Source organism: Stutzerimonas sp. R40042 (genome assembly GCF_026642215.1).
In the GTDB taxonomy this organism is placed as follows: domain Bacteria; phylum Pseudomonadota; class Gammaproteobacteria; order Pseudomonadales; family Pseudomonadaceae; genus Stutzerimonas; species Stutzerimonas frequens.
In genome coordinates this window covers 3,942,800-3,956,504 of record NZ_CP113258.1, presented here as the reverse complement: position 1 = coordinate 3,956,504, position 13,705 = coordinate 3,942,800, and the positions used below count along the sequence as shown (strand labels likewise).

Sequence of the window (13,705 nt, the reverse complement as noted above, 5' to 3'; positions counted from 1 at the left end):
GACCGTCTATTCTCAGACAAGTGGATCGTCGGTTGTACTTTATAGAACACTAATGAAACAGATCCTCTAAGGAGTGCGGCACATGTCAAAAGGGCATTCGCTACAAGACCCTTACCTCAACACACTGCGTAAGGAACGCGTCCCGGTCTCCATCTATCTGGTCAATGGCATCAAGCTGCAGGGTCAGATCGAATCCTTCGACCAGTTCGTCATTCTGCTGAAGAACACCGTCAGTCAGATGGTGTACAAGCATGCGATCTCCACCGTTGTTCCCGGGCGTCCTGTGCGCCTGCCGACCGCTGGCGATGCCGAGCAATCCGAGTTGAGCAACGACTGAGGTAGGTTTCTTTGTTCTTCGAACGTCCCGGTGGTGGTGAGCGGGCTATCCTGGTGCACCTGGACGGCCAGGACCCCGCGGCGCGCGAGGATCCTCAGGAGTTCCAGGAACTGGCGCGTTCGGCAGGTGCAGAAACGGTTGGCTTCGTCAATGTGTCCCGCCACCAGCCGTCCGCCAAGTTTCTGATCGGCAGTGGCAAGGTCGAAGAGCTGCATGACCTCGTCAAGGATGGCGAGGTCGAGTTGGTGATCTTCAATCACACGCTTACCCCCAGCCAGGAGCGCAACCTCGAGCGTGCCCTCGAATGTCGCGTGCTCGATCGCACCGGTCTGATCCTAGACATCTTCGCCCAGCGTGCGCGTACCCATGAGGGCAAGCTGCAGGTCGAACTGGCACAGCTGGAACACATGAGCACGCGGCTGGTTCGCGGCTGGACTCACCTCGAGCGGCAGAAGGGTGGCATCGGTCTGCGAGGGCCGGGTGAAACCCAGCTGGAAACCGACCGTCGTCTGTTGCGTGTCCGTATTCGGCAGATCAAGCAGCGCCTGGAAAAAGTGCGCGGCCAGCGTGAGCAGGCCCGTCGCGGGCGACGTCGCGCGGATATTCCTTCCGTGTCGCTGGTGGGCTACACCAACGCCGGTAAGTCCACTCTGTTCAATGCCCTCACCGAATCCGAGGTCTACGCTGCCAATCAGCTGTTCGCCACGCTCGATCCCACGCTGCGCCGCCTCGAGCTCGAGGATGTCGGTCCGGTGATCCTGGCCGACACGGTGGGCTTCATTCGTCATCTGCCGCACAAGCTGGTGGAGTCCTTTCGGGCCACATTGGAAGAGTCCAGCAACGCCGACCTTCTGCTGCACGTGATCGATGCTCACGAGCCTGAGCGCGATCAGCAGATCGAGCAGGTGCTCGCGGTGCTCGGTGAGATTGGCGCCAACGAGCTGCCGATGCTCGAGGTGTACAACAAGCTCGATCTTCTCGAGGGCATCGAGCCGCAGATACAGCGCGATGCCGACGGCAAGCCGCAGCGCGTCTGGGTGTCCGCCCGTGACGGCCTGGGGCTGGACCTGTTGCGTCAGGCCGTCGCCGAGTTGCTCGGCGACGATCTCTTCGTCGGCACGTTGCGCCTGCCGCAGAGGCTGGGCCGCCTGCGGGCGCAGTTCTTCGAGCTGGGTGCGGTGCAGCGTGAGACGCATGATGAGGAGGGTGGCAGCCTGCTCGAGGTTCGCTTGCCACGTGTCGAACTGAATCGCGTGATCAGCCGCGAAGGATTGCGGGTGGACGAGTTCATCGAGCAACACACTTTGCAATAAAGCCTCGATCGGCAATTTTGCCGGTCGTTCGGGGCTTTCTGTAGCATTGGCGGGCGCGCCGTGGGCGCGCCTTTAGCTTTATTTGAATGGAGAGCGCTATGGCTTGGAATGAGCCGGGTGGCAACTCGAACAACCAGGATCCCTGGGGCAGTGGTGGCGGCGGCCGTCGTGGCGGCGGTGGCGACCAGAAGGGTCCGCCGGATCTCGATGAGGCTTTCCGCAAGCTGCAGGACAGCCTGAACGGCATGTTCGGTGGCAAGAAGCGTGGCGGCGGTAATTTTGGCGGCAGTGGCAAGCGCGGCGGATTCGGCCTGGTGTGGATCGCCCTGGTCGTATTGCTGGCTGTGTGGCTGTTCAATGCCATCTACATCGTCGACGAGCAGGAGCAGGCCGTGGTGCTGCGCTTCGGCAAGTACCACGAGACTGTCGGGCCCGGCCTGAACATCTATTTCCCGCCGATCGATCGCAAGTTCCAGGAGAACGTCACTCGCGAGCGCTCGTACAGCAAGCAGGGACAGATGCTCACCGAGGACGAGAACATCATCGAGGTGCCGCTGACCGTTCAGTACAAGATCAGCAACCTGCAGTCTTTCGTGCTGAATGTCGATCAGCCTGAAGTGAGCCTGCAGCACGCCACCGACAGCGCCGTGCGGCATGTCGTGGGCTCGACGGCCATGGATCAGGTGCTCACCGAGGGGCGTGAGGTCATGGCCGGTGAGGTCAAGGAGCGTCTGCAGCGGTTCCTCGACAACTACGGCACCGGCATCGTCGTTACCCAGGTCAACCTGCAGAGTGCAGCCGCGCCGCGTGAAGTTCAGGAAGCCTTCGATGACGTCATTCGGGCGCGCGAGGACGAGCAGCGCGAGAAGAACCAGGCCGAGTCCTATGCCAACGGTGTGATTCCCGAGGCGCGCGGTCAGGCCCAGCGCATGCTGGAAGAAGCCAGCGGTTACCGCGACGCGGTGATCTCCCGTGCCCAGGGTGAGGCGGATCGCTTCAGCAAGCTGGTCGCCGAGTATCGCAAGGCGCCGGAAGTCACGCGCGAGCGTCTGTATCTGGAAACCATGCAGGAAGTCATGAGCAATACCAGCAAGGTCATGGTGAGTGGCGACAGCGGGCAGAACCTGCTCTATCTGCCGCTGGACAAGATGATCAACAGCCGTGGCGCAAGCACGCCAGCCCCCGCCGGGGTTGCCTCGGGCGCGGCGGCTCAGGGCACACGTATGCCGCCAGAGCTGGATCCGCGTGAAGTCCGTACGAGGGAGGGCCGCTGATGAGCAATAAATCCCTTACTGCCCTGATCGTGGGTGTGGTGGCTGCAATCGTTCTGTGGAACAGCTTTTACATCGTTTCGCAGACCGAGCGCGCGGTACTGCTGCGGTTCGGGCGTATCGTCGAGCCGGACGTGAAGCCGGGCCTGCACATGAAGATTCCGTACGTGAACTCGGTGCGCAAGTTCGATGCGCGTCTGCTGACGCTGGATACCACCACCTCGCGTTTCCTGACGCTGGAGAAGAAGGCGCTGATGGTCGACTCCTATGCCAAGTGGCGTGTGGACGATGCCGAGCGTTTCTATACGGCGACGTCGGGCATGAAGCAGATCGCCGATGAGCGTCTGGCGCGTCGTCTCGAGGCGGCGCTACGCGATCAGTTCGGCAAGCGCACGCTGCATGAATCGGTCTCCGGCCAGCGTGATGAGCTGATGGCTCAGGTCACTCGAAGCTTGAATCGTGCGGCTCAGCAAGAGCTGGGGATCGAAGTCGTCGACGTCCGCGTCAAGGGCATCGACCTGCCGCGTGAAGTCAATCGCAGTGTCTTCGAGCGTATGAGTTCCGAGCGGGAGCGTGAGGCGCGCGAGCATCGCGCCAAAGGTAAGGAGCTTGCCGAGGGTATCCGCGCCGACGCCGATCGCCAGCGCCGTGTCCTGCTGGCCGAAGCATTCCGCGAAGCCGAAGAGCTGCGTGGTGACGGTGACGCCAAGGCTGCTGCAATCTATGCCGCCGCGTACGGTCAGGATCAGGAGTTCTACGCCTTCCACCGTAGCCTGCAGGCTTACCGTGAGAGCTTCTCCAGTAAGGAAGACGTGCTGGTACTTGATCCGAAGAGCGACTTCTTCCGTTATCTGCAGGGCAACAAATAGCATCCCACTGCCAGTTGGCTAAGGTTCTCCGGCGGCACGCGCGTGTCGCCGGGTGACCCATGGGGAAAAGGTTGCTATGATCCGCCAGCCGGGGAAATCCCGGCTTTTTTGCGTCTGTGCCCTTGAGGTCGCAGGCTATCCCAGGCATGCGGTGGTCATGCCGACCCCTCAGGGGCATGGCTCGGATGCCATGGTTCGAACACAACTGCACGCAACCGGAGGCCAGCTGAGGCTGCAGCCGCGGTTTTCGTCTGGGCTTACCGGAACGAGAGGTGATTTCGCGAATGGCAACGGTAGACCGCTGGCTCTTGCCAGATGGCATCGAAGAAGTGCTGCCGCCCGAGGCAGCGCGTATCGAAACGGCGCGTCGGCGCGTGCTGGATCTGTTCCAGCGCTGGGGCTACGAGCTGGTCATCACCCCGCATGTGGAATTCCTCGAGTCATTGCTCACCGGTTCCGGGCAGGATCTGGATCTGCGCACCTTCAAGGTCATCGATCCGCTTTCCGGTCGCCAGATGGGGCTGCGTGCCGATATCACGCCCCAGGTGGCCCGCGTCGATGCGCATACCCTGCGTCGTGAGGGTCCGAGCCGGCTGTGTTATGCCGGTAGCGTGCTGCATGCCAAGCCGCAGGCGCTTTCCACTTCGCGCAGCCCCATTCAGCTCGGCGCCGAACTGTATGGCGATGCCTCCGCTTCCAGTGACCTCGAAGTCATCAGTCTGATGCTGGAAATGCTCGAGCTGGCCGGTGTGCCCGACGTGCACATGGATCTCGGTCATGTCGGCATCTACCGCGGCCTGGCAAAGGCCGCCGCGCTGAGCGGTGAGGCCGAGCAGCGCCTGTTCGACGCGCTGCAGCGCAAGGCTATGGACGAGATCGAGCAGCTGACCGCGGCGCTTGATCCGGCCCTCGCCTCGATGCTGCGCTCGCTGGCGCGCCTGTGTGGCGGGCGCGAGACGCTCGATGATGCTCGGCAGGCTCTGGCTGGCGCGCCCGCGGATGTGCAGGCGGCGCTGGAGACCCTTTCGGCGGTGGCCGACCAGCTCGCGCTGCGCTACCCGCAGGTGCCGCTGTACTTCGACTTGGGCGAATTGCGCGGCTATCACTACCATACTGGAGTGGTGTTCGCCGTGTTCGTGCCGGGCATGGGGCAGTCGATTGCCCAGGGCGGGCGTTACGACGATATCGGTGCCGATTTCGGGCGTGCCCGTCCGGCGACCGGCTTCTCCACTGATTTGAAAACGCTGGTCAGTCTCGGAAATGCCGATCTGAGCACGCCGATTTCCGGGATCTGGGCTCCGCACGGCGATGAGTCGGGCCTCTGGAATGCGATTCGCGAGCTGCGGCGCCAGGGCGAGCGCGTGGTGCAGGCGCTGGATGGCCAGTCGCGGGCCGATGCCGCGCAGCTGGGCTGCGACCGGCAATTGCGGTTGAGTAATGGTGTCTGGACGGTGGTTTCGCTGGCGTCCTGACGGCTATGGCGCCGCGCTCGCGGTGCCGGCCAGGTTTCGATTATCGCCGGTTGCGGCCGGTATGCTTCGCCGAAGAGGACAAAGGGTTATGGGTAAGAATGTCGTGGTCCTGGGCACCCAATGGGGTGATGAGGGCAAGGGCAAGATCGTCGATCTGCTGACCGATCAGGCGGCTGCGGTCGTGCGTTACCAGGGCGGCCACAATGCCGGTCATACCCTGGTCATCGATGGCGAGAAGACCGTTCTGCACCTGATTCCGTCCGGCATCCTGCGCGACAACGTGCAATGCCTGATCGGCAATGGCGTGGTGGTTGCGCCCGATGCGCTGCTACGGGAAATCACCAAGCTGGAAGAGAAGGGTGTGCCGGTGCGCGAGCGCCTGCGCATCAGCCCGTCCTGCACCCTGATCCTGCCGTACCACGTGGCGCTGGATCAGGCCCGCGAGGCCGCGCGTTCGGAAGGCAAGATCGGCACCACTGGGCGCGGCATCGGTCCGGCCTACGAGGACAAGGTGGCGCGTCGCGGCCTGCGCATTGGCGACCTGTTCAATCCAGAGCGCTTCACGGTCAAGCTGCGTGAGTTGCTGGACTACCACAACTTCGTGCTGCAGAACTTCTACAAGGTCGAGCCGGTTGATTTCCAGAAGACCCTCGACGAGGCCCTCGGCTACGCCGAGATCCTCAAGCCGCTGATCACTGACGTCACGGCCCGTCTGCACGAGCTGCGCAAGCAGGGTGCCTGCATCATGTTCGAAGGTGCCCAGGGCTCGCTGCTGGATATCGACCATGGCACCTATCCGTACGTGACCAGCTCCAGCACAACGGCAGGCGGCACGGCGACTGGCTCGGGCTTCGGTCCGCTGTACCTGGATTACATCCTCGGCATTACCAAGGCCTATACCACACGCGTGGGCTCTGGTCCGTTCCCCACCGAGCTGTTCGATGATGTTGGTGCGCGCCTGGCCGAGCGTGGTCACGAGTTCGGCTCGACCACCGGGCGTGCGCGTCGTTGCGGCTGGTTCGATGCCGTCATCCTGCGCCGTGCGATCGAGATCAACAGCATCTCCGGGATCTGCCTGACCAAGCTCGACGTGCTCGACGGGCTGGAGACCATCCGCATCTGCGTCGGCTACAAGGATCGCAACGGCGAAGTGCTGGTCGATGCGCCGACCGATGCCGACAGCTACGACGGTCTGCAGCCGGTGTACGAGGAAATGCCAGGTTGGAGCGAGTCGACCGTTGGCGCCAAGAGTCTCGACGAGCTGCCGGCCAATGCCCGCGCCTACATCAAGCGCCTGGAAGAGTTGATCGAGGCGCCGGTGGATATCATCTCCACCGGTCCGGACCGCAACGAAACCATCGTGTTGCGTCATCCGTACGCCTGATCGGGCGCATGCTAGAAGACCGCCTCCGGGCGGTCTTTTGCTGTCTGGAGCTGACGGCGGCGCGAGTATCGGCTGGCGGGGATGATTTCTATCGGGCTGAAACGAAAAAACCGAGCCAGGGGCTCGGTTTTTTCTTGAAGAGTGGTGCCCAGGAGAAGACTCGAACTTCCACGGTGTTGCCACCGCTAGGACCTGAACCTAGTGCGTCTACCAATTCCGCCACCTGGGCACATTGCGATGATTGCTCACCGACTTTTTTGCCATTTTGCCGATTCACATCGGCCGAAGTCGGCAATCTTCGTTACTGCCTGAGACACGCATCAATGATGCAGGTTTCATTTGAAGAGTGGTGCCCAGGAGAAGACTCGAACTTCCACGGTGTTGCCACCGCTAGGACCTGAACCTAGTGCGTCTACCAATTCCGCCACCTGGGCACGAGAAACGATGATACTTGGCCGTTTCCGTGTTACAACGTCTGCCAGACATTGTGGGCGCGAACTATACGGCTGAGGTCTAGCCTTGTAAACCCCTGATGGCGAAAAATAATTCGCATGAAAGCTGCCGTCCGGCAGCGATTCGCGCTTCAATAGAAAAAGGGCGTTCTGCCTCTATAAATGAATGAAAGGTGACATCTCTCTAATGGCCGATTGGCAATCCCTCGATCCCGAGGCCGCTCGTGAAGCGGAAAAGTACGAAAACCCTATTCCCAGCCGTGAGCTGATTCTTCAGCATCTCGGCGAACGTGGCTCGCCAGCTGCCCGTGAAGAGCTGGTGGAAGAGTTCGGGCTGGAGTCCGACGAAGATATCGAAGCGCTGCGTCGCCGCCTGCGTGCGATGGAGCGAGACGGCCAGCTGATCTACACCCGGCGCGGCACCTATGCCCCGGTGGACAAGCTGGACCTGGTCTGCGGGCGCGTCAGCGGCCATCGTGACGGTTTTGGTTTCCTCATCCCCGATGATGGCAGCGACGACCTGTTCCTCAGCCCGGCGCAGATGCGCCTGGTGTTCGATGGTGACCGCTGCCTGGCTCGGGTCGCGGGCCTCGATCGCCGTGGACGCCGCGAAGGCGCCATCGTCGAGGTGATCAGCCGCGCGCACGAGAGCATCGTGGGCCGTTATCACATCGAGAGCGATGTCGGCTTCGTCATTCCGGACAACCCCAAGATTCAGCAGGAAGTGCTGGTCACGCCTGGGCGGGCGCTGGATGCCAAGCCGGGTCAGTTCGTCGAGGTGAAGATCACTCACTGGCCGACGCAGCGCTTCCAGCCGCAGGGCGATATCGTCGAGGTGATCGGCAACTACATGGCGCCGGGCATGGAGATCGACGTCGCGCTGCGCAGCTTCGATATTCCGCATGTCTGGCCGGAAGCGGTGCTCAAGGAGGCTGCGCGGCTCAAGCCCGAGGTGGAGGAAAAGGACAAGCACAAGCGTGTCGACCTGCGCCATCTGCCGTTCGTCACCATCGATGGCGAGGATGCCCGCGACTTCGACGATGCGGTCTACTGCGAGAAGCCGGGCGGCTGGAAGCTGCTGACCGGCGGGTTCCGTCTGTATGTGGCCATTGCTGACGTGTCGCACTATGTGAAGGTGGATTCGGCGCTCGACAAGGAAGCTGTGGTCCGCGGCAACTCGGTGTACTTCCCCGAGCGCGTGGTACCGATGCTGCCCGAGGAGCTGTCCAACGGCCTCTGCTCGCTGAATCCCCATGTCGATCGTCTGGCCATGGTCTGCGAGATCACCCTGAGCAAGTCGGGGAAGATGACCGACTACCTGTTCTACGAAGCAGTGATCCACTCCCATGCACGGCTGACCTACAACAAGGTCAGCGCGATGCTGGAGCAGCCCAAGTCTGCCGAAGGCAAGCGGCTGAGCGCCGAGTACGCCGAAGTGCTACCGCACCTCAAGCAGCTCTATTCGCTTTATAAGGTGCTGCTCAAGGCACGCCATACCCGCGGTGCGATCGATTTCGAGACTCAGGAAACCCGCATCGTCTTCGGTGCCGATCGCAAGATCGCCGAGATCAAGCCCACCGAGCGCAACGATGCGCACAAGCTGATCGAGGAGTGCATGCTCTGCGCCAACGTCGCCACCGCGGCGTTCCTGCAGAAGCATGAGATTCCGGCGCTGTATCGCGTGCACGACGCACCGCCGCTGGAGCGTCAGGAGAAGTTGCGCGCCTTCCTCGGTGAGCTGGGGCTTTCCCTGCACAAGGGCAAGGAAGGGCCGACGCCCAAGGATTACCAGGCGCTGCTGGAAAAGATCCAGGGGCGCCCGGATTTTCACGTGATCCAGACGGTGATGCTGCGTTCGCTGAGCCAGGCGGTCTACAGTGCCGAGAACCATGGTCACTTCGGTCTGAACTACGAAGCCTACGCACACTTCACTTCGCCGATCCGGCGCTATCCGGACCTGCTGGTACATCGCGCCATACGCAGCGTGATCCGTTCCCGTCGCGACACACCGCACGTGCGGCGTGAAGGCGCTGCCAGCATGCCCAAGGCGCGCATCTACCCGTATGACGAGGCGGCGCTGGAGCAGCTGGGCGAACAGTGTTCGATGACCGAGCGGCGCGCCGACGAGGCCACCCGCGACGTAGTCAACTGGCTCAAGTGCGAGTTCATGAAGGATCGCGTCGGCGAGACCTTCCCAGGTGTGATCACCGCGGTGACCGGCTTTGGCCTGTTCGTCGAGCTGACTGACATCTACGTCGAGGGCCTGGTGCATGTCACGGCGATGCCGGGCGACTACTACCACTTCGACCCGCTGCACCATCGCCTCTCCGGCGAGCGCAGCGGGTGCAGTTTCCGCCTTGGCGATAGCGTCGAGGTTCGCGTTATGCGCGTCGATCTGGACGAGCGCAAGATCGATTTCGAGCTGACCGCTGGCGGCACCAAGGCCTCCGGCCAGCGTGACGGCGCAGAGCGTGGCCGCGAACCGGGCAATGCCGACATTCGCAAGAGCCGCGAGCTGAAGAAGGCATTGATTGCCGAAGCCAAGGTTGGTGGCAGGAAGGGCAAGTCCGACAAGGCAGGCGGCAGCAAGTCCCGGTCCGGCACATCCAAGGCAAAATCCGCTGCGAAGTCGACGAGCAAGCCTTCAGCCTCCAGCAGTGGTTCCCGAAAGCGCAAGGCCAAGTCATGAGTCAGCTGGAAAAGATCTATGGCCTGCACGCCGTGGAGGCGTTGCTGCGGCATCATCCCAAGCGCGTCAAGCAGGTCTGGCTGGCTGAAGGCCGGGACGATCCGCGTGCTCAGGTGCTGATCGAGCTGGCCGCGCAGGCGCGCGTCAGTGTCGGCCAGTGCGAGCGTCGCGAGATGGATGCCTGGGTCGAGGGCGTGCACCAGGGTGTGGTGGCCGAGGTCAGCCCCAGCCAGGTGTGGGGTGAGGCGATGCTCGACGAGCTGCTCGATCGCGCCGAGGGTCCGCCCCTGTTGCTGGTGCTCGATGGGGTGACCGACCCGCACAACCTCGGCGCCTGCCTGCGTACGGCCGATGCGGCCGGTGCGCTGGCGGTGATCGTGCCGAAGGACAAGTCCGCCACTCTCAATGCCACGGTGCGCAAGGTCGCCTGCGGTGCTGCCGAGGTCATTCCGCTGGTGGCGGTGACCAATCTGGCGCGGACTCTGGAGAAGCTGCAGCAAAAGGGCCTTTGGATCGTGGGCACCGCCGGCGAAGCCGAGCAGTCGCTCTACGAGCAGGATCTCACCGGTCCAATCGTCTTGGTCATGGGGGCGGAAGGTCGCGGCATGCGCCGGTTGACCCGCGAGCACTGCGACTATCTGGTGCGTCTGCCGATGGCGGGTAGCGTCAGCAGTCTGAATGTCTCGGTTGCCACCGGCGTCTGCCTGTTCGAGGCGCTGCGTCAGCGCGGCCTTGGCCAACCGGCTCGTTAGCGCCAGGCGACGCATGTACTGAAACCGATCGGTCTTTTTGTGGTCAATCGCTGTCCCAGGCCCGCCGGATAGCGGCTGTTCGATTTTTTCGCTTGAGGGCCCCGGAGTGCTGCCGGGGTCTCGCTGAGTTCGTTACGCGGCGTCAGGCTCGTACCATGGAGGTTGTATGCAGCAGCGCCCGTCTTTCGAGAGTCTGTTCCGGCTGTCGCCGAACGCCTATGTTCTGCTCGATCGCGATCTGGTCATCCTCGATGCCAACGCGGCTTACCTGGCCCTGACCGGCCGCAGGCTGGAGGAGATCCAGGGGCAGCGCCTTCACGAAGCGTTCGCAGCAGACCCGCTCAGCCCCGAGACGACTCGTGTGCAGGAGCTGCTCGACTCCTTTGCTCGTGTGCTCAGCCGCAAGGCGGTCGATACGCTGCCGGTTATCCGTTATTCCATTGCACGCCATACGCCGCTTGGCCCCGTCTACGAAGATCGCTACTGGAGTGCCACGCACACTCCGATCCTCGACGAGCAGGGTGAGGTCGTGGCCATACTGCAGCACACCTCCGACATCACCGAGCTGCAGGCCATGAAGGATTCGCTGAAGCAGGTTGCCGGGCATCAGCCTGTGCAGCAGCTCGAACAAGGCGTCATGTCCCGCGCCAGGCTGCTGCAATCCGAGGGCGAGCAGTTGCGGCGGCTCTTCGCTCAGGCGCCTGGATTCGTCTGTTTCCTGCGCGGGCCGAATCACGTCTACGAACTGGTCAACGATGCTTACCGAGAGGTGACCGGGCATCGCCAGCTGCTGGGCAAGGCGGTTCGCGAGGGCCTGCCCGAAGTTGTCGACCAAGGGCTGATCGACCTGCTGGACGAGGTCTACCGCACGGGTCGATCCTACATCGGCAAGCGCGTGTCGCTGTTTCTCAAGCGCCAAGCGGACCGGGAACCGGAAGAGACGATCCTGGACTTCGTGCTGCAGCCGATCATCGAGAACGAGGGCAATGTCACCGGCATCTTCGTGCAGGGGCAGGATGTAACCGAGCAGCAGCGCAACGAAACGGAATTGCAGCGCTATCGTGAACATCTCGAGGAGCTGGTACGCGAGCGGACCCAAGCGCTCGAGCAGAGCGAGGCGGAGCGGCAGGTCGCCGAACAGGCCCTGCAACAGGCTCAGCGCCTTGAGGCGGTGGGCAAGCTGACAGGCGGTATCGCCCATGACTTCAACAACATGCTGCAAATCATCGGAGGCAACCTACAGCTTTTGCGTCGCAGCCTCGGCAACGATGAAACGGCTGCAAGACGTTTGAACTCGGCGGTCAGTGGGGTCGAGAAGGGCGCGCGCCTTGCCTCGCAGCTGCTGGCATTCGCCAGCCGGCAGCCGCTGCTGCCCCGGCAGGTGTATCTGCCCGATCTGCTGGAGCAGATGCATGAGTTGCTCGATGGCGCTCTTGGGTCTGCGGTGCAGGTTGATTTGGATGTCGTAGGTCGGCCCTGGCCGGTCTTTGTCGATGTCGGAAACCTGCAGAGTGTGGTGCTGAACTTGGCGGCCAACGCGCGTGACGCGATGGCCGGGCGCGGCCGGTTGGTGCTGCGTCTTGAGAATCGCTCGCTGAATGACGAAGCGGTGGAGCAGCCTGGGGATTATGTACTGCTCAGCGTCATCGACCAGGGCAGTGGTATGAGTGACGAGGTTCGAGCCCGGGCGTTCGAGCCCTTTTTTACCACCAAGCAGGAGAACAACGCGTCGGGCCTCGGCTTGAGCATGGTCTACGGGTTCGTCAAGCAGAGTGGCGGTTTCGTGACGCTGGGCAGCGGTGACAACGGTGGCACGGCGGTGCATGTTCATCTGCCGCGCAGTGCGGGCGAGAACGCAGAGTCCGACGCCGCCAGCGAGCGCGAACCTGCGCAGTCGGAGGCTGACGGCTCGTCGGCCGTCGATGATGCAGGACTGACGATTCTGTTCGTCGAGGACGATCCCACGTTGCGCATGCTGACCGGGGAGGTCTTGACGGAGCTTGGCCACCGGGTCGAAGTCAGCGAGACGGCTGAGGAGGCGCTGGGATTCCTGGATCGGCAGCCGTTCGATGTGCTGCTTACCGATGTCGGTTTGGCAGGAATGAGCGGAATCGACCTCGCGCGTCAGGCTGGCGCCCGCCATCCTGAGCTTGCGCTGGTGATTGCCTCGGGGTACGCGGTCAGTCCTGCCGAGGTGGGGATCGATCGACTGCGCACGATGATCAAGCCCTACGATATCCATCAGGTTCGCGAGCTGCTCGACGCGATTCGTAGCGAAAGGGCTGCGGCAAGCCGCTAACCTGCTCGGGCTGGTCAAATAATCACCAGCTTGCCTTGCGCCACTGCCGGCCCTTCTCTAGAATGGCGCCCCTTGCCTGGATGGTAGGCGTTTGCGCGCCTTTCTACAGGCAAGACAACAAGTCATTCACTCCTTGCCTGACCGCATCGTCGGCAGGCTGCAACCCGTAAGGAGCAGTTATGCGTCATTACGAAATCATCTTTCTGGTTCACCCGGACCAGAGCGAGCAGGTCGGCGGCATGGTGGAGCGTTACACCAAGCTGATCGAAGAAGACGGTGGCAAGATCCATCGCCTGGAAGACTGGGGCCGTCGTCAGCTGGCTTATGCCATCAACAACGTGCACAAGGCTCACTACGTGATGCTGAACGTCGAGTGCAGCGGCAAGGCTCTGGCCGAGCTGGAAGACAACTTCCGCTACAACGACGCTGTCATCCGCAACCTGATCATTCGTCGCGACGAGGCCGTGACCGAGCAGTCCGAAATGCTCAAGGCCGAGGAAAACCGTAGCGAGCGCCGCGAGCGTCGTGATCGCCCTGAAAACACTGACGGCTCCAACGAGAGCGACAGTGACAGCAGCGATAACAACGCTGACGAGTAATCCACGGATCTATTGAGGAGCCTATTTCATGGCACGTTTTTTCCGTCGTCGTAAGTTCTGCCGTTTCACCGCCGAAGGCGTGAAAGAGATCGATTACAAGGATCTCAACACCCTGAAGGCCTACATCTCCGAGACCGGCAAGATCGTTCCTAGCCGTATCACCGGAACCAAGGCACGTTATCAGCGTCAGCTGGCCACCGCTATCAAGCGCGCCCGCTACCTGGCCCTGCTGCCCTACACCGACAGCCACGGCCGTTGATCCGGCTGG

The 13,705-nt window shown here is 62.3% G+C and carries 11 protein-coding genes and 2 tRNA genes; 11 read left to right on the top strand and 2 right to left on the bottom strand.

Annotated elements, in window-relative coordinates; genetic code table 11:
• The first annotated feature begins 82 nt into the window (after positions 1-82).
• The 6 genes from hfq (at position 83) to OUY36_RS18660 (ending at position 6,646) form a co-directional block, all read left to right on the top strand.
• A complete protein-coding gene (hfq, locus tag OUY36_RS18685; RefSeq protein WP_267935519.1) occupies positions 83-337 on the top strand; it encodes an RNA chaperone Hfq in 255 nt (84 codons plus the stop codon).
• Positions 338-348: 11 nt separating this feature from the next.
• A complete protein-coding gene (hflX, locus tag OUY36_RS18680) occupies positions 349-1,650 on the top strand; it encodes a ribosome rescue GTPase HflX (protein ID WP_110775873.1) in 1,302 nt (433 codons plus the stop codon).
• 98 nt (positions 1,651-1,748) lie between these two features.
• Positions 1,749-2,924 carry an FtsH protease activity modulator HflK gene (gene hflK / locus OUY36_RS18675; RefSeq protein WP_230724386.1) on the top strand — a complete coding sequence of 392 codons (1,176 nt, stop codon included), beginning with the start codon at positions 1,749-1,751 and terminating at the stop codon, positions 2,922-2,924.
• Positions 2,924-3,790, top strand: coding sequence for a protease modulator HflC (hflC, locus tag OUY36_RS18670; protein WP_063541863.1), 867 nt, complete (start codon positions 2,924-2,926; stop codon positions 3,788-3,790). Before hflK ends, hflC begins: the two co-directional genes overlap by 1 nt.
• A 284-nt stretch (positions 3,791-4,074) precedes the next feature.
• Positions 4,075-5,262, top strand: coding sequence for an ATP phosphoribosyltransferase regulatory subunit (locus OUY36_RS18665; RefSeq protein WP_230724387.1), 1,188 nt, complete (start codon positions 4,075-4,077; stop codon positions 5,260-5,262).
• A gap of 88 nt (positions 5,263-5,350) precedes the next feature.
• Entirely contained in the window at positions 5,351-6,646 is a 1,296-nt protein-coding gene (locus tag OUY36_RS18660) for an adenylosuccinate synthase (RefSeq protein ID WP_110775875.1), read from the top strand.
• Between the two features lie 142 nt (positions 6,647-6,788).
• Here OUY36_RS18660 and OUY36_RS18655 read toward each other — a convergent pair.
• Positions 6,789-6,875, bottom strand: a tRNA-Leu gene (locus OUY36_RS18655).
• Between the two features lie 118 nt (positions 6,876-6,993).
• Positions 6,994-7,080 (bottom strand) — tRNA-Leu (locus OUY36_RS18650).
• A gap of 205 nt (positions 7,081-7,285) precedes the next feature.
• On the opposite strand from OUY36_RS18650, the gene rnr reads away from it, so the two are divergent.
• The 5 genes from rnr (at position 7,286) to rpsR (ending at position 13,696) form a co-directional block, all read left to right on the top strand.
• Positions 7,286-9,787 carry a ribonuclease R gene (gene rnr, locus OUY36_RS18645; protein ID WP_267935516.1) on the top strand — a complete coding sequence of 834 codons (2,502 nt, stop codon included), beginning with the start codon at positions 7,286-7,288 and terminating at the stop codon, positions 9,785-9,787.
• A complete protein-coding gene (gene rlmB, locus OUY36_RS18640; protein WP_267935515.1) occupies positions 9,784-10,539 on the top strand; it encodes a 23S rRNA (guanosine(2251)-2'-O)-methyltransferase RlmB in 756 nt (251 codons plus the stop codon). The genes rnr and rlmB overlap by 4 nt, the downstream gene beginning before the upstream one ends.
• A 166-nt stretch (positions 10,540-10,705) precedes the next feature.
• A complete protein-coding gene (locus OUY36_RS18635; protein ID WP_267935514.1) occupies positions 10,706-12,838 on the top strand; it encodes a PAS domain-containing protein in 2,133 nt (710 codons plus the stop codon).
• Between the two features lie 179 nt (positions 12,839-13,017).
• Positions 13,018-13,437 carry a 30S ribosomal protein S6 gene (gene rpsF / locus OUY36_RS18630; RefSeq protein WP_063541875.1) on the top strand — a complete coding sequence of 140 codons (420 nt, stop codon included), beginning with the start codon at positions 13,018-13,020 and terminating at the stop codon, positions 13,435-13,437.
• Positions 13,438-13,465: 28 nt separating this feature from the next.
• Positions 13,466-13,696: a 30S ribosomal protein S18 gene (gene rpsR, locus OUY36_RS18625; protein WP_003283112.1), complete on the top strand. Its 231-nt coding sequence runs from the start codon at positions 13,466-13,468 to the stop codon at positions 13,694-13,696.
• Positions 13,697-13,705 lie beyond the last annotated feature (9 nt).

Bases quoted from the DNA above. Each gene is read 5' to 3' on its own strand.
- hfq (WP_267935519.1), top strand. From the start codon at position 83: ATGTCAAAAGGGCATTCGCTACAAGACCCTTACCTCAACACACTGCGT.
- hflK (WP_230724386.1), top strand. From the start codon at position 1,749: ATGGCTTGGAATGAGCCGGGTGGCAACTCGAACAACCAGGATCCCTGG.
- hflC (WP_063541863.1), top strand. From the start codon at position 2,924: ATGAGCAATAAATCCCTTACTGCCCTGATCGTGGGTGTGGTGGCTGCA.
- OUY36_RS18665 (WP_230724387.1), top strand. From the start codon at position 4,075: ATGGCAACGGTAGACCGCTGGCTCTTGCCAGATGGCATCGAAGAAGTG.
- OUY36_RS18660 (WP_110775875.1), top strand. From the start codon at position 5,351: ATGGGTAAGAATGTCGTGGTCCTGGGCACCCAATGGGGTGATGAGGGC.
- rnr (WP_267935516.1), top strand. From the start codon at position 7,286: ATGGCCGATTGGCAATCCCTCGATCCCGAGGCCGCTCGTGAAGCGGAA.
- rlmB (WP_267935515.1), top strand. From the start codon at position 9,784: ATGAGTCAGCTGGAAAAGATCTATGGCCTGCACGCCGTGGAGGCGTTG.
- OUY36_RS18635 (WP_267935514.1), top strand. From the start codon at position 10,706: ATGCAGCAGCGCCCGTCTTTCGAGAGTCTGTTCCGGCTGTCGCCGAAC.
- rpsF (WP_063541875.1), top strand. From the start codon at position 13,018: ATGCGTCATTACGAAATCATCTTTCTGGTTCACCCGGACCAGAGCGAG.
- rpsR (WP_003283112.1), top strand. From the start codon at position 13,466: ATGGCACGTTTTTTCCGTCGTCGTAAGTTCTGCCGTTTCACCGCCGAA.